Raw genomic sequence first — 20834 nt, forward strand, 5'->3', positions numbered from 1 at the left:
AATCTCTTACTAAAAAGTAAGCAAGAGAAATTTACACAAAATATCTTACACTACCGAAAGCTTAACCAAATGTTTTTTCAATTTATGACTTTATATTAATAATCCTAAATAAAAAAAGATAACTTACTTAGAGTTATCTTTTTCTTTGATTTTAGCAAGTATTTCTTCTATTCTTTGTGCATTGTCTAATACTTCATCTAAAAAGAAATGTAATTGTGGCACTGTTCTAGAATTTACTATTTTGGATAATTGAGTTCTAATAAATCCTTTTGCATTATTTATTGCTTCTAAACCTTTTTGAGGTGATTTTATAAAACTTAAATAAATTTTTAAATGTGAACCATCGTTAGAAAGTTTTACATCATTTACAGTTGCTCCAATTATATTAGCATTTGTTATTTCTTCACTTATAATTTTAGAAACTAGTAAAAAATAGTGGGATTCTTTTTTTCTTAATGTAATTGAGTTCATATTATTCTTCAATTAAAACATCTTCAAATGCTTGAATAGTATCATCAACTTGAATTTCGTTATATTTATAAATATGACAACCAAATTCCATACCCATTGCTACTTCTTTAGCATCATTTGGACCTTTTCTTAAAGAGTCCAATTTTCCTGTATAAATAACTTTATTTTTTCTAATAACTTTAACTTTACAGTTATTTTTAAATTTACCACTAATCATAGTACATCCAGCAATAATCCCAACTTTTGAATAACTAAAAAGTTTAAGAACTAATGCTTCACCTATATTAACTTCTTCATATTTTGGTTCTTTATAACCTTTTAATAAAGTCTCTACTTCTTCGGTGATTTTATAAATTACAGAATATTCTTTTATCTCTATTTTTTGCTGAGTTGCAAACTGTTTTATAGAGCTTGGGACATTTGTATTAAATACATAAATAATTGCATTTGATGCTTCTGCAAGTAAAATATCTGCTTTTGTAACATCTCCAACAGAAGCATGTACTACATTAACAAAAGCTTCATCGTTTTTTAATCTCTCTAAAGATGATTTTATAGCTTCTGAAGTTCCGTGCACATCGCTTTTGATAATTAAATTAATAACTTTTTTACCTTCTTCAAAAATTACGGAATTTCTTTCTTTTAGTTGTGTTTGTTTATCTACAAAAGCTTTTTCTTCAGCTAAATTTTTAGCAAATTTTTCTTCTGGAAAACCAAAGAATTTATCTCCTGCTAAAGGCACATAATTTAAACCAGTAACAACTACAGGAGTACCTGGAGTTGCTTTTTCAAGAATTTGTCCATGGGAATCATGCATTGTTCTAATTTTTCCGTATTTAGAACCTGCAACAATAAAATCTCTTGGATAAAGAGTTCCATTTTGAACAATTAATGTTGCAGTAACTCCTTTACCTTTATCTAATTTTGATTCAACTACTGTACCGATAGGATATCTATTTCTATTTGCTTTTAAATTAAGAACTTCCGCTTGTAAATTAATTGCTTCAAATAAGTCGTTTAGTCCTTGACCGGTTTTACCAGAACCATAAACAAACATATTGTCTCCTCCTCATTCTTCAGGAAGAATATTGTGGGTAGAAAGTTCTGATTTTACTCTTTCAATATCAATTGAAGGTTTGTCAATTTTGTTAACAAAAACTATTATAGGAACTTTTGCATTTCTTGCATGATCAATTGCCTCAATGGTTTGAGGCATAACTCCATCATCAGCAGCAACTACTAAAATAACAATATCTGTTATTTTTGCACCTCTTGCACGCATTTCTGTAAATGCTTCGTGACCTGGAGTGTCTAAAAAGGTTATTTTTTTGTTTTGGTATTCAACTTGATAAGCACCAGTGTGTTGAGTAATACCACCAGCTTCACCACTTGCAACATTACTTTTTCTTATAGTATCTAATAATGTTGTTTTACCATGATCAACATGTCCCATTATAGTAATTATTGGTACTCTATTTTCAAGTTCACTTTCATGATCACTTATTTCAACTTCATCCATAAAGTTGGAAGCATTTATTTCTACTTCTTTTTGAAAATCAAAACCATATTCAATACACAATTCAGCTATTTCATCTTCAGAAAGTGTATGATTTAAAGTATACATTTTTCCTTTTTTAAAAAGGTTTGTAATGATTTCATTAGCAGGTTTATTAATTTTTTTTGTAAATTCTGCAATTGTCATTGCTCCTGTAAAAATAAAAATACCATCTTTTAATTCAGTTTTTACACTAACTAACTGGGATTTAATTTCTTCTGTATTAGATTTTCTAATGTGTTTCTTTGCCATAAATTAGTTCTATTTCCTTTCTTAATTGATCGTAATTTTCTTTTGTTATATTCATTTTAAAAGACTTATTAAGAAGTTTTTTCTCAAAAGCTTTTAAAATGCTCTCTTTGACATTTTCTATATAAGCTCCACGCCCTTGTAGATTTTTATTTTTGTCTATAATTACTGTATTTTCCTTTGTTTTAGTAAAACGCATTAATTTTGTTATAGGGATGATATTGTTTGAAAAAATGCATTTTCTTGAATAGTCATTATTCATTTTCTTCATCATCTCAATCAGCATCATTTATATCAAAATCAAAATCATTTAAACCAGCAAATTCAGCTAAATCATTATCCATTTTGTAATTCTTAATTTCTTCACTAATTTGTTTTAAATCTTCTTTTGTATAAAGTTCTTCTGTTTTTGGTTTGTTGTTATCAATATTATCTTGAAAATCAGAAAATGCATTGTCAAAAATGCTATCACCATCAAATTTATTTACATTTGCTTTTCTATTATTTTTAACTACAGAATCTTTTTCAACTTTAGTTGATGATTTTGAAGTTGAATCATTTTTTTCTACTTTTTGTTCGCTATTTGCTGTTTCTTCAGAAATATTTAAACCAAAATCTTCGTTATATTTTTGAATATCTTTATCAAATTCATCAAGTAAATAATTAGGATTAATTTTAGATTTACTATTTCTTGTTTTATTAGTAGTATAAGGTGCTTTTTTGATTTTAGCATTTGCTGAAGTTCTATTTTTAAATTCGTTTTCGATTGTTTCTAATTCACTTTCAGAACTAATATTTCCATTTCAGTTTAATTTAAAACCATCATTTAAAGCTTTTGAATAAGAATAAATATCAATTCTTGATCTTGTTAATTCAGAAGCTAAAGTAACATTAATTCCTTTTTTACCAATAGCAAGCGAATGTTGTGAATCAGGAACAACAACAACAATTTTATTAAGTTTTTTAGATTTAAATGGTAAAACAGAAACTATTCTTGTTGGTGCTAAAGCATTTACTATAAATTGGTTTAAATCTTCTGAATATTCAATAATATCCACTTTTTCTTCTCCGAGTTCATTTACTATTAATTCAATTCTGCTTCCGGATTTTCCAACTAATGCTCCAACATTATTAATCACTGTTCCAGATGTAGATTTAATAGCAACTTTTGATCTTTCACCTGCGTGTCTTGCGATTCTAAAGATTTCTATTTCTCCTGCTGCAATTTCAGGAATTTCTTTTTCAATTAAGTCTTTTAAGATGTTATTTGATGAGTTAGAAATAATTATTTGTGTATCTTTTACTTCTTCAAGCACATCTTCAATATAAACATCTTCGCTTAAACCAAGCTCATTCTTCTTTTTAGAATTTGTAGCTAAGTGTTTAGGCATAAATGCATGAACTTGATCGTCTTCAATTTCATATAAGTATCCTGCTCTTAATTTAGAAATTAATTTTGCTTTTACTACTTTTCCTTTTAAAGTTGAATATTTTTGATAAACAGCTTCTCTTACAAGTTCGGCAATTTTTTGTTTAAATTGTTGCTGAACTGGTGAAAATATATTTTTTGGCAAAGTTTCAAAATCAATATCAATAGAAACTTTTTCATCTTCTTGAACTTTGTGTGCAAATAATTGTTTTGCTTGTGAAATGGAAATTTCACAAGTTTTTAAACCTTCATCTGCTGCAATATCTTCATTATAAGTTTCGTCAGAAACTACTAAAGCTGTTTTGTTTACTAATCTAATATTTTCATTTTCATAATCAACAATTAGTTCTATTTCAGCGTCAGGATCTAAGTTTTTAGTAATTGTTTTTATAAAAGAATCTTCAAGAATTTTCATAATTGTTTGTATATCTATTTTTCTAAATTCTGAAATTTCTTTTAATTGATTAAAAAATATTTTGTTCTTTGAAATATTTTTAGAATTTACAGATTTTCTTGCCATTTTTCTCCTAAATATTTATATATAAATTAATTTTTTCTATTTTTTCTTTGTTTATTTCTTCTTTTTTCATTCTGCCTTTTAAATTAATTTCTAGTAATAAAGTATTTTCATTGTTTTGGATTAATTTTCCTATAATAAAATCTTTTTCATTAAATCAAATTTGAATTTTTTTGTTGATAAATTCTTCTATATTTTCTATATTTATATCAATATCAGACCCTTTAGAAAATACATCTAAATAATATTCTTCTTTTATAGAATCTTCTTTATCTAAAAAGTCAGATATTTTTCTTGAAATTTTTTCAATATCATTCAAATCAGTAAAATTTGTTTTTATTCTTAAAAAATTAAGACTTCCTTCTTTTTCAAAATAAGCTTCTAAAATTGAACTAAAATTCTCTTTTAATTTTTCTAAAATATCCATTTTTCTCCTTAAAAATATATGAAAAGGTTGCTAACAGCAACCATTTTTTTATTACTATTAATATAATTATAAACCAATAATATTTTTTTATAAATAAATTATGCAAATTATTAATTTCTTCTTTTTTCGTTTTTCCCTTCAGTAGATATGATTTTAAGTGGTCTAGAAAGTATAAAATGAATAGAATCTTTTTTAATATATTCTTTTTTTTCATCTGCTTTTACATCATAATCTTGTACTTTTCTTTCTCTAGAAAAAGTTAAATCATAATCATAGAAGTTTTCTGAGTCTTGATTTGCAATTATTTGAGCATTTTCCCTTGCACTTAAATCATTTTCAATGTTATATCAGTCGTTTAAATAATTTCGAGATGTGAAACCTAAATTTTCTGTTGTAAATACATTTATTATAGGCGAAGATGAGTGAAACTTATCAATTTCTTTTTGCAAAATACCTGGAAATATTTTTTCTATTTTAGGTTTTGGAGTAGAAAATCATTTATAATTTTCATTTGCTTTATACTGAAAAATACCAAAATTAGACAATAAATTTATTTTAGAAAAATAGTTATTATTATAATCTTCAGGGAAATATAAAGCTTTATTAAAAGCAAAGCGTCCTTCTAAATGTAAATTTGGAATTGATAATAAGTATTCCATTATTGTTGTATTAATGGAAAAAATTTCATTATAATCTTTATCACTTTGAGAAAAATTAAATTTAAATTTATAATTACTCTCTTTTACTAAATAAATTTCATTTCCGTTTTTGTATTTTATTTTTTTATTTGGAGCTAATTTATCAATAACATCTTTATAAACCTTGAATTTAAATTGAAAGTCTAATAATCACTTAAAGAAAATTTCTGTTTTTTCTTGCTTAAAATATATAAAAATGTTTTCATTATTAAAATTTTCTAATTTTATGCTTTCATAAGTAGGTCTTAATTCTATTAATTTATTAACATTTATTATTTCGTAATAATCTCTGTTATTAAAATCAAATTCTTCAAAGTCATCAAACACATAATTGTCAGTTCCTACGTATTTTTCTTTATATTTGTTAAAAAGTTCATCATATTTTTGTTCTTCAGGTGTTTTTGGAAAATCCGGTTCTTTAGACTTTTCTTCATAATTACAACTTGCTACCAAATTTACAGAAGCAAAAGTTAAGGTTGCTGCACTATTTAATAATATTTTCTTTTTCATTATTTTGTTCCTTCTATTTTTTTAGCTCTATATTTTATGTAATCTTTTAAATATGACATCATCCCTTCTTGTGAATCGAAGAAAAGTTCTTGATTATTTAAATCTATTGTTCACAAGTTGTAGTAATTAGATTTTATTTCGATAGATTTGTTATTTTCTACATAAAATCTTCTTTCTGCAACAGGCAGAATTAATTTACCGAGAATTAATCTATAATTTAATTGGAAAATTTTAGGATCATTAAATTCAAATAATTCTTCTCTAAAAGGTTGTCCACGAGAGATAAGGGTACTTTTTAGTCCTGGTATGTAATATCTTTCTTTAGGTTTCATTCTTTTTAAAAGATATTCTTCTAAATTAGATTCTTCAGTTTGGTTTGCTAATTCTGTAATATTTGTATATCTTGAATTGTAATTATAGATTTTTTCTCTGCATCATCTACAGAAATAAAGTTTTTTAAAATTCCTATTTTGGTATTTTCTAAGAATAAAAATTCTTTGTTTTTTCAAAAAAAGAATTAACGTCTTCTTTTTTCGTTTTCCCCTTCAGTTGATATAATTCTTAAAGGTCTTGACAATATAAAATGAATAGAATCTTTTTCTATGTGTTTTCTATAATCTTTTATTTCACTATCATATTCTTTTTCCAATCTTTCTCTAGAAAAAGTTAAATCATAATCATAAAAATTTTCTGAATCTTGATTTGCAATTATTTGAGCATTTTCCCTTGCGTTTCAATCATTTTCAATATTATATCAATCATTAAAATAACTTTCTGATGTATTACTAATATCTAAAATAGAAGAGAAATTTATTTTAGGATTACTTGTATTGAATTTAACCATATCTTCTTTAGATATATCTTCTGAAAATTTGTTTAATTTAGGTTTTTGAGTTGAAAATAATTTGTATTTTGAATTAATTAAATTTGGAAAATTTATATTAGAAAATATAGACAATTCAGAAAAGTAATTATTTTTCATTTCTTCTTGAAATATTAAATTTGAATTAAAATAAAAATAACCCTTTATCTTGACATTTGGTATTAATAAAAGTTTTTCCATAATGAATGGATACATTGCAACTACAATTAAATAATCATCTTGTTTTTTAGAAAAAGTGAAATCAAAATTACTTTCTTTTACTAAATATATATCTTCTTTATTATTATTTTGTTTAATTTTTTTATTTGGAGCAAATTTATCAATTACATCCTTGTATACTTTAAATTTAAAATTGTAATCTTTTATTCAATCGTAAAGTTTCTGAAATTCTTCTTTCTTAAAATATCAAAAAATATTATTATTGTTATTGTTGATATTTTTATTTTCTTCAGAAGGGTAAGTATCTTGAAAATACTCATCTATTTCAATTAATTTTTTCATATTTACAATTTCATAGTGTTCATGATTATTAAAATCAAATTCCTCAAAATCATCAAACACATAATTATCAGTTCCTACGTATTTTTCTTTATATTTGTTAAAAAGTTCTTCATATTTTTGCTCTTCAGGTGTTTTTGGAATATCTGGTTCTTTAGTTTTCTCTTCATTACAACTTGCTACCAAATTTACAGAAGCAAGGGTCAAAACTGTTGCACTGGTTAATAATATTTTCTTTTTCATTATTTTGTTCCTTCTATTTTTTTAGTTCTATATTTTATGTAATCTTTTAGATATGACATCATTCCTTCTTGAGAATCAAAGAATAACTCTTGATTATTTAAGTCTATTGTTCACAAATTGTAATAGTTAGATTTTATTTCAATCGATTTGTTATTTTCTACGTAAAATCTTCTTTCTGCTACAGGCAGAATTAATTTTCCTAGAATTAATCTATAGTTTAATTGGAAAATTTTAGGATCATTAAATTCGAATAATTCTTCTCTAAAAGGTTGTCCACGAGAAATTAATGTACTTTTTAATCCTGGTATGTAATATCTTTCTTTAGGTTTCATTCTTTTTAAAAGATATTCTTCTAAATTAGATTCTTCAGTTTTGTTGGCTAATTCTGTAATGTTGGTATATCTTGAATTGTAGTTGTAGATTTTTTTCTCTTCATCATCCACTGAAATAAAGTTTTTTAAAATTCCTATTTTGGTATTTTCTAAGAATAAAAATTCTTTGTTTTTTAAAAAGTATTGATTAAAATTTCCTAAAATCTTAAGCAATTTTTCATCTTTTTTAGTTTTATTATTTTCATAATAATCTAATCAAATGCTTCTTAGTTGATTTAGTCCATTTATAGTTGAATCTGTTTTATTTATGTATTTTATTTTTTGATTATTAAATGGATTTTTTATTAATTTTTGATGATTAATAATTGTATAATCATTTTTTTCGATATTTTCAAATAATGATATATTATTTTGATTTTTATAAACAAATTTATCATTTAAAGAAAAGAATTTATTTTTAGTAAAAATTCGATATATAAGTAATTTATTATCTGCAAGTCTATCTTTAATTAAAAAAGGTAAAGAGCTAAAATTTAAATTTTTATTTACTGTTTTTTTATTACTTTGTTTAGAAATAGAATTTTCATAACTATAAAGATATTCTGGAAGTCAAGAAATCAATTGTTTATTTGATTCAGATATAAACTTTTTCTTACTTTCTACATCCAACATTAAATCATTATTAAATTCTTTATATCTTTCTTTTAATTGAGAATTATTTTTAAACATTTTATTGAGAGTTAAGACTATTTGATTATTTAGGGTTTGTATGTTTAAATTTTTAATTCTATTTTCAAAAACTCTTTTTAATTTATTTGTATCTAATTTTAAGTTGACTTCTATATTGAAATTATTTCATGCTCTTGCTGAATCATAAGAATCCAAAATGCTTACTGGTGCTTTGGAAAAACCCAAAAGTCTTAGAAAAGCATACTCATCTAGTTTTCATTTAGTCTTTGTTTTTATATGCATATGATTTATTGATAAAAAGTTTTTATCTTTGAGTCTGAGTGTAACATCTCCAACTTTATTTACTGTAAAATTATATTTCTGTTCTAAATCTGTTGTGAAATAATCATTAGAATTTTTCATTTTTTCTAAAACGTTTTCCACATTATATTTATCTATATAATTTTGACTAACATTTTTTTCTAAAGTAAGACCATTTTCGTCATTTTGCATGATGTATCAATTACTTTCATTATCATTAATAGAAACTTCAAAACCATTATTTGATTTATTTTTATCTCCTTTTGTTTCAACTAATTTGAATTGTAATTTAAAAACGTTTTCATTTTTCATATCAAATAAATCATCAATAAAATTATTCATAACATTTTCTAAATAATTTTCTAAATCAGTATTATTTCTATGATAAATGTAGTCGTTTCCATTGAGTGTAATTCCTTGTTTTTCTTGATTAATTTTTACATTTTCTACATCATCTTTATGACGAACACTTATATCATTTTTTGATAATTTTTCATACAATTTATTTATATCATCCTGTATAAATGGATTAATTTTTAAATCATATTCTGGTTGATTTACTTCTTTAACTTTAAATTCATAAAACGGATTATAAGTTAAATTTTCTTTAATTCCTTCGACTATACTTAGTTGTGCTTCTTCTTGTGTATCAAAAGGATTGTTGAAACTATCAAAGTATTTTTTAACTATTCTGTTTTCAGAAATATATGAATCAATTGCAAGTCTTTGATTATCAACATAATTTCCAAAAATATCTCTATATGCAGGTTTTATTTTTTCTCGATCGTATTTATAGAGTTTTTCTGGTTCAAGAAAAACCTGACCGTATTGGTTATTTGTATCTTTAAGGCCAATTGCACTTGTGAATCTTCTGTTACCTATTTTTAATAATTCATTTAGAATTTTAATTTTGTTTTTGATTTTTTCCTTCAGTAGATATAATTTTAAGCGGTCTAGAAAGTATAAAGTGAATAGAATCCTTTTCAATGTATTCTCTTCTTTCATCTGTTTTTACATCATAATCTCGTACTTTTCTTTCTCTAGAAAAAGTTAAATCATAATCGTAAAAATTATTTAAATCTTTATTTGCAATTATTTGAGCATTTTCCCTTGAGTTTAAATCATTTTCAATATTATATCAATCATTAAAATAATTTTCTGATTTATTGCTAATATCTAAAATAGAAGAGAAATTTATTTTAGGAATATTTGAATTGAATTTAGAAATATCTTCTTTAGATATATCTTCTAAAAATTTGTTTAATTTTGGTTTTGGAGTTGAAAATAGTTTGTATTTTGAATTAATTAAATTTCTAAAATTTATATTAGAAAATATAGACAATTCAGAAAAATAATTATTTTTAAATTCTTCTTGAAATACTAAATTAGAATTAAAATAAAAATAACCTTTTATTTTAACATTTGGTATTAATAAAAGTCTTTCCATAATAAATGGATACATTGCCACAACAATTAAATAATCATCTTGTTTTTTAGAAAAAGTGAAATCAAAATTACTTTCTTTAACTAAATATATATCCTCTTTATTATTTTGTTTAATTTTTTTACTGGGAGCAAATTGATCAATTACATCCTTGTATACTTTAAATTTAAAATTGTAATCTTTTATTCAATCATAAAGTTTCTGAAATTCTTCTTTTTTAAAATATCAAAAAATATTATTATTGTTGTTGATATTTTTATTTTCTTCAGAAGGGTAAGTATCTTGAAAATACTCATCTATTTCAATTAATTTTTTCATATTTACAATTTCATAATGTTCATGATTATTGAAATCAAATTCTTCAAAATCATCAAATACATAATTGTCAGTTCCTACATATTTTTCTTTATATTTGTTAAAAAGTTCTTCATATTTTTGTTCTTCAGGCGTTTTTGGAAAATTTGGTTCTTTTGATTTTTCTTCATGATTACAACTTACTACCAAATTTACAGAAGCAAAAGCTAGGATTGCTGCACTAGTTAATAATATTTTCTTTTTCATTATTTAGTTCCTTCTATTTTTTTAGTTCTATATTTTATATAATCTTTTAGATATGACATCATTCCTTCTTGAGAATCAAAGAATAATTCTTGATTATTTAAATCTATGGTTCACAAATTATAATAGTTAGATTTTATTTCAATAGATTTGTTATCTTCTACATAAAATCTTCTTTCTGCTACAGGAAGAATTAATTTTCCAAGAATTAATCTGTAGTTCAATTGGAAAATTTTAGGATCATTAAACTCAAATAATTCTTCTCTAAAAGGTTGTCCACGAGAAATTAATGTGCTTTTTAATCCTGGGATATAATATCTTTCTTTTGATTTCATTCTTTTTAAAAGATATTCTTCTAAATTGGATTCTTCAGTTTGATTAGCTAATTCTGTAATATTGGTATATCTTGAATTATAATTGTAGTTTTTTTTCTCTGCATCATCTATTGAAATAAAGTTTTTTAAAATTCCTATTTTGGTATTTTCTAAAAATAAAAATTCTTTGTTTTTTCAAAAAAGGATTAACCTCTTCTTTTTTCGTTTTTTCCTTCAGTAGATATAATTTTAAGTGGTCTAGAAAGTATAAAATGAATAGAATCTTTTTCTATATATTCTCTTCTTTCATCTGTTTTTACATCATAATCTCGTACTTTTCTTTCTCTAGAAAAAGTTAAATCATAATCATAGAAATTCTCTGAGTCTTGATTTGCAATTATTTGAGCATTTTCCCTTGAGTTTAAATCATTTTCAATATTATATCAATCATTTAAATCGTTTTTTGATTTCAAACCAAAATCAAATGTTGTTTTTAAATTTATTATAGGTTCAGAAGAATTAAATTTATCAATTTCTTTTTTAGAAATGTCTGGAATTAATTTTTCTATTTTTGGTTTAGTTGTAGAAAATATTTTAAAAGAATCGCCTTTATTTAATTCTGTTAAACTAAAATTTGAAATCATATTTAAGTTTGATAAATATGTATACTTTTTATACGGAGAAAACACAAATGGAGAAAGTAAGGCAAAATAACCTTTTATACTTACATTTGGTAAAGAAATCATTTCTTCTAAAACTGAAGAACTTATTGCTGCAGCAACTAAATATTCTTCTTTTTTTTCAGTAAAATTAAAATTAAAATTACTTTCTTTAACTAAATATATATCTTCTTTATTATTATTTTGTTTAATTTTTTTATTTGGTGCAAATTTATCAATTACATCCTTATATACTTTAAATTTATAATTATAATCTGCTACTCAAGAGTAAAATTTTTCTATGTTTTCATCCTTAAAATATCAATATATATTTTGATTATTAAAATTACTAAGTTCTCTGTCTTCATATAATGAATTTAATTCTTTTAATTTTTTTATATCTACAATATCATAATATTCATGATTATTAAAATCAAATTCTTCAAAATCATCAAAAACATAATTATCAGTTCCTACGTATTTTTCTTTATATTTGCTAAAAAGTTGTTCATATTTTTGCTCTTCAGGTGTTTTTGGAAAATTAGATTTTTCGATTTTTTCTTCATTACAACTTACTACCAAATTTACAGAAGCAAAAGCTAGGATTGCTGCACTAGTTAATAATATTTTCTTTTTCATTATTTAGTCCCTTCTATTTTTTTAGCTCTATATTTTATGTAATCTTTTAGATACGACATCATTCCTTCTTGCGAATCAAAGAATAACTCTTGATTATTTAAATCTATGGTTCACAAATTATAATAATTAGATTTTATTTCAATTGCTTTGTTATTTTCAACATAAAATCTTCTTTCTGCTACAGGCAGAATTAATTTCCCGAGAATTAATCTGTAGTTTAATTGGAAAATTTTAGGGTCATTAAACTCAAATAATTCTTCTCTAAAAGGTTGCCCACGAGAAATTAATGTACTTTTTAATCCCGGGATATAATATCTTTCTTTAGGTTTCATTCTTTTTAAAAGATATTCTTCTAAATTAGATTCTTCGGTTTGATTTGCTAATTCTGTAATGTTTGTATACCTTGAATTATAGTTATAGATTTTTTTCTCAGCATCATCTACAGAAATAAAGTTTTTTAAAATTCCTATTTTAGTATTTTCTAAGAATAAAAATTCTTTGTTTTTTCTAAAATATTCATTAAAATTTTCTAAAATATTAAGCAATTTTTCATCTTTTTTAGTTTTATTCTTTTCATAATAATCTAATCAAATGCTTCTTAATTGATTTAATCCATTTATAGTAGAATCGGTTTTATTTATATATTTTATTTTTTGATTATTAAATGGGCTTTTTATTAATTTTTTGTGATTAATAATTGTATAATCATTTTTTTCTATATTTTCAAATAATGATATATTATTTTGATTTTTATAAACAAATTTATCATTTAAAGAAAAGAGTTTATTTATAACAAAAAAAGAAAGTAAATTAGTTTTTTGGACTATATTTTTCTTTATTTCTTGTGATAAAAATTTTTGAAAAACCCCTTGTTTTTCTTTTTCTTTTTTATTTTCTTTTTTATTGATCTTGTTAAAAAATTTATAGCTTATGTTATTCCAGTTTATTTTTAAACTTTTATTTATTTCTTTTAAAAAAATATTTTTGCTTTCTATATCTAAAATTAAATCATTGTTAAATTCTATATATTTTTCTTTTAATTGATGATTGTTATTAAATATTTTATTCAGTGTTAGAATCATTTGCTCTTTTAATGTTTTTACATTTAAATTTTTAACTCTATTTTCTAAAACTTTTTTTAATTTATATTTGTCCAACTTTAAGTTTACTTCTATATCAAAATTATTTCATGCTCTTGCTGAATCATAAGAATCCAAAATACTTACTGGGGCTTTAGAAAAACCAAAATATCTTACAATTGCTTGTTCATCTAGTTTTCATTTGGTTTTTGTTTTTATATTCATATTATTTATTGATAAAAAGTTTTTATCTTTGAGTCTAAGTGTAACATCTCCAACTTTATTTACAAAAAAATTATATTTCTGTTCTAAATCCGTTGTAAAATAATCATTAGAATTTTTCATTGTTTCTAAAACATTTTCTACATCATATTTATCTATATAATTTTGACTAACATTTTTTTCTAAAGTAAGACCATTTTCATCATTTTGCATAATAGATCAATTGCTTTCATTATCATTAATTGAAACTTCAAAACCACTATTTGTTTTGTTTTTATCACCTTTTGTTTCAACTAATTTAAATTGTAGTTTAAAGACTTTTTCGTTTTTCATATCAAATAAATCATCAATAAAATTATTCATAACATTTTCTAAATAATTTTCTAAATCAGTATTGTCTCTATGATAAATATAGTCATTTCCATTTAGTGTAATTCCTTGTTTTTCCTGATTAATTTTTACATTTTCTAAATCATCTTTATGACGTATAATAACATTTTCTTTTGCTAAAATATCTCTTAATTTATCTATATCATCCTGTATAAATGGATTGATTTTTAAATCGTATTCTGGTTGATTTACTTCTTTAACTTTAAATTCATAAAACGGATTGTAAGTTAGATTTTCTTTAATTCCTTCGACTATACTTAACTGCGCTTCTTCTTGCGTATCAAAAGGATTGTTGAAACTATCAAAGTATTTTTTAACTATTCTGTTTTCAGAAATGTATGAATCAATTGCAAGTCTTTGATTATCAACATAATTTCCAAAAATATCTCTGTATGCAGGTTTTATTTTTTCTCGATCGTATTTATAAAGTTTTTCTGTTTCGAGAAAAACTTGACCATATTGATTATTTGTGTCTTTCAGACCGATTGCACTTGTGAATCTTCTGTTTCCTATTTTTAACAATTCATTTAGAATTTCTTGATGATTTCTAAATGATTTAGGTACACCATTTATTTCCATTACATATAAATATCCTGTTTCTGATTCGCCATAAGCAGAAACAGAAATTACTGGTAAAGCAACATAAGTTGCTGCTGTTAAACTAAATATTATTTTTTTCATTGTTTTCACCTTTTATTTTGTTTTTTCTATATTCTTCTATGAAGTAATTTATTAATTCTTCTTTGGAGTCAAATTCTTTTCCTAAATAAGAATATACAGTTCTTGGATTATAGCGGTAAACTTCTTTTCTGATATCCAAACTTTTATCTGTTTTTAAAAACTCTTTTGCCTGATCATAATTTAAAAAATATTTAACATTATTTTCTTTATCAAAAGTTTTATAAAGAATTATTTTTTGATAACTTTTGAGTTCACTATATTTATATTGACCGTCAATATCTCTTCTTAATGCAAATTTTGATCTAACTTTAAATTTGTTTGCATATTTAGCAAGCAGTTGCTCTATTTCTTTTTTAACATCTAAATAGACATATTTAGAATTAAAACGAATATTTGTATCAAGTACTACAAATCTTTCACTATTACTTAAATCATTATTTAATAATAATTTTTCAATTTCTTCTCTGCTTAAATAAGAATTATCATATTTTTCTAATGAAGGATTTTCTAAAAACTTTTCTTGTTCTAAAGGATAAGAATCTTTTAGTTCAGGAACCTGTAATAAATAAATTGGTTTTAAGTTAATATTTAAATAGTTAATGAATTTTTTCATTAATTCTTTATAGTTATCTACTTTATATTGAAAATTATCAGAGTCAAATTTTAAATAAGTAATATCAGTTAAGTATCTAGAACGATTATTTTCGCTTGCTAAATAATTTTGCAACTCTTGAACACTTTCAAAGAAAGGCATTGTATTTTTATCAAAAATTGATGTAGGAATTTCTTTTTCAAAGGAATATAATATTTTTAAATCATCGATATATTCTAATTGTAAATTTCCTTTTTCAATTTCTTGAATTACTTCTTTTTTAAGATATTCAAACATATACTGATCATATTTTTTATTATTAAAATAAAATTCATCTTTTACTGTTGCATTTAAAATTTTTACTGGTGTTAATATTTTATCTTTGATCTTGCTAATGTCAGAATTTACTTTATTTCATAATCCTCAAAAACGTTTTGTGGAACTTCCGCCTTGTCAAATATAATCTTCTTCTGAATTTGGTTTAAAAACATATTCATGAAATTCTTCTGTTCCTATTGCTTGAATAATAAAGTCAAAAAGGATTTCAACACCAAAAGCTCAAGGTCCTAAAACTTGACTTAAGTTTTTAATTGCTCCTGCTGCATTTTTAATAAAATATAAGGTGGATTCTAGTGTTTTTTCTGTACTTGCAAAGAAAATGAAATCTGTTGCAAGACCTAAAAGTGCTGCACTTTTATTTAAAAATTTTTGATTTTGTTCACTAATATGTTTTTTAGTTGGTTTTGTGTATTTTCCCGTACTTTTGAATTTTTTTGTTCATTTTCAATGAGTTTTTTGATCCACTTTTTTTAGTATTTTATCTTTTTCTTGTCTTAAAGTTAGAACAGTGTCATAAAACTTTGGAGAATCAATTAAAGAAGTGTGATTTGCAAAATCATTTGAAGCAAATTTAACAAAACTGATTAGTTCAAAATAATCTTTATATTGATCTTTTAATGTTTTAATTTCTTTGGGCGGAATATAAGCACTACTACTTTCTTCGTATTCGATGTTAAATATATCAACATCAGGTAGTGTCAATAATTGTTCTATTGAAGATTTTAAAAAAAATTTAATGCTTTTTGAAACTGCAATAGTAGCATCAATAAATTCTTGTTGACTCTTAGTTAAAGAGTTAAAAACAGGAACATTTTTAACATATTCTAAAGTGCTTTCTTTATAGTTGTAGGCATTTTTGGTTTTTGAAGTTAAAGAATACAATTCAAAAAATTCTTTATATTTTCTTAATTCTTCTTCATTATTAGTGTCTTTTAATAAAAGAATTCTATCAAATTCTTCGCTTGAATTAGTATTAGTTAAAGAAGCGGTTGCAAAATTTATTAAATTAATTGCATTCATAAATTTAGTGCTTTGTGTGAGTGAACCTAAAAAGTAATCAGGACTTGTTGATACTGAAATATTTAAATCATCTTTTAAACCATATAATTTTAATAAATCAATGGGTTCATTGTTTTCTGTAACATAAAATTCATCTGTGAATATTTCTTTTAAAGTTGTATTAATAGTGTTTAAAAATGATTTTATATATTTTTTAAATACATAGACTGTTTTAAAATTAATTTTACTTTCAAACATCGCTGAAATTGAAGAAATATAAAAGGAATAAATTTGATTAAATATAGTTCCATGTTTTCCTTTTAAAAGGATGTTATTTGCTTCTTTGATTTTGTCTCAAAGAGTAACATCATTTAAGTTAGCATATTTAATTTTAGAAAATTCTTCTTTTAAATTTTCCAAATCTTCTCTTAATAAATAGTTATTTAAAATGGAAAAATTTTGATTATAATCTTTTTGTAATTTTTCTTTATCATTTTTGTTTAAATGGGAATTTAAAAGGAATTTGTTAAAATTAGCATCACTTTTTTGTTTAATAATTTGGGATACAAAATTATTTACAAGACTTTTTTTAGTTTCTTCCATTGGGTTTGTAAATAATTTTTCTTCTCTATCTTTTTTGTTTCAATTATTTACATCAACAATATCATTTATAGAACCAGATGGGCTATCTAAAAATAATTTTCCATAGAAATTTTCTTTTACTGATTTGTCTAAATCAACAATAAATTTGTTTTGTCCGTTAGTTGAATTTAATTTTAAAATCGGTAATTCACTTAAGTATGAATCAAATAATTGATTTTTAATAAAGTTATCATATTCATAAATTTTGTTTTTAAAATAAACGTATTTTTTGTAATTATTTTTTACAAAATTATCTAAATTAGATTTAATTGAAATATCAGAAAAAGAAATTAAATCATTTGGTGCATTAATATGTTTATTAGTTTTAGCAAATTTAATTTTTGCTTTTAATTCGCTTAATTTTTGCTTATCTGATATATTTTTAGTAGCAATTTCTTGATAAAGACTTTCAAAATAATTAATTAATTCAGCTTTAGTTTGAAAAATTTTAGCATTTCCACTACTTTTGTCAAAAGTTGTTTCATATTTGTAAAATGAATTTACATTAAAATATGAAAGTTTTGCTTCTAATTCATCAGTAAAAACTTGATTATCTTTTCCTAGAAAAACTTCTTTATTTTCTAATTCATCTTTTCTTACAAGAGTTAGTCCAAATAAATTAGAATTTAACTCATTGCTTGGTAAAATCTGTTTTTCAAGTTCTTGAATATCTTTATTAGAAAAGAATTCAACTGCTTCTATTTTTTTATCTAACATTACATTTAAATCACTAAAATTATCAATTAATTTATCTAATGTTTTTGAAACAAAAACATCTTTACTTTGATATTGTGTTTCTTGTTTTAACTGTTCTAAAATACTACTTTTAATTTGTTCTTCTTCATTAATTGTTTTCTTATTTTCTTTATTTATAGGCATTAAAATAGCAGCAGCGACTCCTGAACCCACTAAAACTGTTGCTATTGCACCGAAACCTAAATTTTTAATGTATTTTTTCATTATTTACTCCTTTTTATTCAATAAAATACTAGAAATGAACCATTTAGCAATGTAACTAATATTATTAAAGTTAAACCTAAATAATTAAACTTATTTTTTACTGATATTTTATTAGTTACAACATATTGAAAATCAGTAATTTTTGGTTTATTTGCTAAAAATTCAAATTCATAATTTTTATTTTCATTGTTTGATAGATATTTAAAGTTTTTTAATTTATCAGATAAATTTTGAATCGAAAATGATTCAGAAATCAAATAATTTTTTCAATCATCGAGTGTATTAATATTTGAATAATAAATATGAAATTGTGATAAATCTACTTCAAAATATTTAAATGCACTATTTAATATTCAAACTTTATTGCCTTGGAATATTAAATATTTTTGAGATAGAAATTCAAAATCTTTATTATCTATTTTTGAATTCAAATCTATTTCTTTGTTACTTAAAATCAAAGGTTCTACATAAAATTTGCTTAGTTTATTATTAATAAATTTATTGTTTATAAATCTTCTTTTTATAAATAATAAATTCAGAAAATCAAACAACTCTTGTGAATTTTGTTCAATAAATTTTTTTATAAAAAATTGATCTTTTAAAAAATAGATAAAATCTCTTTTAAAAGTTTGAATATTTATATTATCTAAACCATTTAGTTGTTTTATAAACAAAATTTCATCATCACTAAAATCTTTTTCATTTCATAAATCTTTATTTACTTTTACTTTTAGATTTTCATAATTCATATTCTTGTTTATATTAGAAAAATTTATGGTAGATATTAGAGAATTTCTATCCAAGATTAAAAGTGGTTCTTGATTTTCTTTATATAAAAAATATTCATTGTTAGTAGTATCTCAATCATGCTTTTTAAATTGATTTATTTGATATAAAGTATTATAATTTCCTTTATTTTCTATATGTTTTATATCCTTGTGTATAGTTTCTTTAAATACTAAAATTGAAAGTAAATATAGCGATTCAATAAAATCAAAATATTCTTTATTTTTATAATTTAAAAATTTTTCAGAAACATTATAATAATTAATTTTATTTTCTTTTGATAATTCTATAGTTTGTAAAATATTTCGATTTCTATAATTTTCTGAATAGTCAATAGAACTTCTTGTTATAACAGGAATTAAAATAAAAGTACTAGTTATCATTGAACTTATCAAAATAGTTTTCATAGATGATTTAAAAATTTTGATTATTAAAAGAAAAACAAAGGAAAATAATACAAAAACAAAATTATTAACTAGTCAATTTAATAAAGTAATATAAATTACAACTAGTTCACTAAAAATAGCAAGAGAAATTATTATTTGATTTAATATTATAAGGAAATTTATAACACTAAATAAAATATAAATAGTAATTATTTTAGAAAATAAAATCACTCTTTTACTAGAAAATAAAGTATTTTGAAAACCATCATAAAAATTTCTTTTAGTTCCTATAAAAAGTAAATAAATCAAAGTAAAAGAAATGATTGCACATATTACAAAATTAATATAAAAAATAAATCAATTATAGTTTATTAAATTATTCTTACTTAAAATTATAGGAATTATTGAAAATGAAGATAAAAAACAAAATATCAACAATATTCATATTGTATATGTTTTAAATAAATACTTAAAATTACTTTTTAAAATTGTTTTCATATTCTCCTTTTAGTGTCTCTATAATTACCTTTGTAAAGTTCTCTTTTTTATTTTTATTTTCTTTTAAATTGATTTCTTTAATTTTTCCTGAATCAAGCAAAACAAAATCTGTAACATAAGGTGAGATATTATTTATCTCATGCGAAACGATTACTATAGTCATATCGTTTTCAACTCTTAAATTATCTATAGTTTTGTAAAACTTTTCTTTTCAGTAAATATCTAAATTACTTTCTAATTCATCGATTAGTAGTAATTTTGGTTTAATAAATTCCACTAATATCAAAATTAATTTTTGTTTTTCTCCTGAAGAAAATGTATTTGGGTTTTTATTAAAGGTTATTTTATAATCTTGCATTTTATCTTTTATTGCTTGTTTTGAAATTTTCTTTTGATGAAAATAATAATAAAAATGCTCAATAAATTTCAATGCACTCATGTTGTTTGGAAATTTCAAATCAGTATTAAAATATAAAGCATCTTTTTTACCTTTGATTTTTTCTAAAAGCTCGTTGTCTATAAAAATTTCACCATCATAATCTGAATCATTTCCGGCAATTATTTTTAAAAGAGTACTTTTACCAGAACCATTGTTTCCTGCTATTAAATAAAAACTTTTAAATTCGATATTAAGTGAAATATTATTTAATATTTTCTTGTCCTTATGAATTTTACTCACGTTTTTGATAACTACTTTACTCATATATTTTAATTATATCATTTTATTTAAAAAAATTCACTTTTTTTATAAAAAAAATAAATAAATTTGAATAAATTAAGCATTATTTTTGCTTAAATTTTATTTAAAATTCTTTTAGATAAAAAATCCACTATTTTAAAAAAA

16 protein-coding genes are annotated in these 20834 nt (G+C 22.4%); all 16 read right to left on the reverse strand.

What is annotated here, in order from left to right; translation table 4 throughout:
- Positions 1–123: 123 nt before the first annotated feature.
- The gene (rbfA, locus tag ACXX89_RS00940) at positions 124–471 is read right to left on the reverse strand and encodes a 30S ribosome-binding factor RbfA (protein ID WP_436358544.1); all 348 of its coding nucleotides are present in this window, start codon (positions 469–471) and stop codon (positions 124–126) included.
- A gap of 1 nt (position 472) precedes the next feature.
- On the reverse strand, positions 473–2278 hold the full coding sequence (gene infB, locus ACXX89_RS00945) for a translation initiation factor IF-2 (RefSeq protein WP_436358546.1): 1806 nt from the start codon (positions 2276–2278) through the stop codon (positions 473–475).
- On the reverse strand, positions 2259–2537 hold the full coding sequence (locus ACXX89_RS00950) for a YlxR family protein (RefSeq protein ID WP_436358547.1): 279 nt from the start codon (positions 2535–2537) through the stop codon (positions 2259–2261). The genes infB and ACXX89_RS00950 overlap by 20 nt, the downstream gene beginning before the upstream one ends.
- Positions 2530–4224 (reverse strand): transcription termination factor NusA, encoded by a 1695-nt coding sequence (gene nusA, locus ACXX89_RS00955; RefSeq protein WP_436358549.1) that lies wholly within the window; start codon positions 4222–4224, stop codon positions 2530–2532. Before nusA ends, ACXX89_RS00950 begins: the two co-directional genes overlap by 8 nt.
- 7 nt (positions 4225–4231) lie before the next feature.
- Positions 4232–4648 carry an LSm family protein gene (locus ACXX89_RS00960; protein WP_436358550.1) on the reverse strand — a complete coding sequence of 139 codons (417 nt, stop codon included), beginning with the start codon at positions 4646–4648 and terminating at the stop codon, positions 4232–4234.
- Between the two features lie 110 nt (positions 4649–4758).
- A complete protein-coding gene (locus tag ACXX89_RS00965) occupies positions 4759–5856 on the reverse strand; it encodes a hypothetical protein (RefSeq protein ID WP_436358552.1) in 1098 nt (365 codons plus the stop codon).
- On the reverse strand, positions 5856–6365 hold the full coding sequence (locus ACXX89_RS00970; protein ID WP_458557321.1) for a hypothetical protein: 510 nt from the start codon (positions 6363–6365) through the stop codon (positions 5856–5858). The genes ACXX89_RS00965 and ACXX89_RS00970 overlap by 1 nt, the downstream gene beginning before the upstream one ends.
- 8 nt (positions 6366–6373) lie before the next feature.
- Positions 6374–7480, reverse strand: a complete 1107-nt coding sequence (locus ACXX89_RS00975; protein ID WP_436358557.1) for a hypothetical protein — start codon at positions 7478–7480, stop codon at positions 6374–6376.
- Positions 7480–9807 (reverse strand): hypothetical protein, encoded by a 2328-nt coding sequence (locus ACXX89_RS00980; protein ID WP_458557322.1) that lies wholly within the window; start codon positions 9805–9807, stop codon positions 7480–7482. Before ACXX89_RS00980 ends, ACXX89_RS00975 begins: the two co-directional genes overlap by 1 nt.
- Positions 9707–10807, reverse strand: a complete 1101-nt coding sequence (locus ACXX89_RS00985) for a hypothetical protein (RefSeq protein ID WP_436358560.1) — start codon at positions 10805–10807, stop codon at positions 9707–9709. Before ACXX89_RS00985 ends, ACXX89_RS00980 begins: the two co-directional genes overlap by 101 nt.
- A complete protein-coding gene (locus ACXX89_RS00990) occupies positions 10807–11139 on the reverse strand; it encodes a hypothetical protein (RefSeq protein WP_458557323.1) in 333 nt (110 codons plus the stop codon). The genes ACXX89_RS00985 and ACXX89_RS00990 overlap by 1 nt, the downstream gene beginning before the upstream one ends.
- A gap of 185 nt (positions 11140–11324) precedes the next feature.
- Positions 11325–12416 (reverse strand): hypothetical protein, encoded by a 1092-nt coding sequence (locus ACXX89_RS00995; RefSeq protein ID WP_458557324.1) that lies wholly within the window; start codon positions 12414–12416, stop codon positions 11325–11327.
- Positions 12416–14788: a hypothetical protein gene (locus tag ACXX89_RS01000; protein ID WP_458557325.1), complete on the reverse strand. Its 2373-nt coding sequence runs from the start codon at positions 14786–14788 to the stop codon at positions 12416–12418. Before ACXX89_RS01000 ends, ACXX89_RS00995 begins: the two co-directional genes overlap by 1 nt.
- Positions 14769–18320, reverse strand: coding sequence for a hypothetical protein (locus ACXX89_RS01005; RefSeq protein WP_458557326.1), 3552 nt, complete (start codon positions 18318–18320; stop codon positions 14769–14771). Before ACXX89_RS01005 ends, ACXX89_RS01000 begins: the two co-directional genes overlap by 20 nt.
- Positions 18320–19990, reverse strand: coding sequence for a hypothetical protein (locus ACXX89_RS01010; RefSeq protein WP_458557327.1), 1671 nt, complete (start codon positions 19988–19990; stop codon positions 18320–18322). Before ACXX89_RS01010 ends, ACXX89_RS01005 begins: the two co-directional genes overlap by 1 nt.
- Positions 19968–20693, reverse strand: coding sequence for an ATP-binding cassette domain-containing protein (locus ACXX89_RS01015; RefSeq protein ID WP_458557328.1), 726 nt, complete (start codon positions 20691–20693; stop codon positions 19968–19970). The genes ACXX89_RS01010 and ACXX89_RS01015 overlap by 23 nt, the downstream gene beginning before the upstream one ends.
- Positions 20694–20834: the final 141 nt, after the last annotated feature.

Source organism: Mycoplasma sp. 1012 (assembly GCF_054343455.1).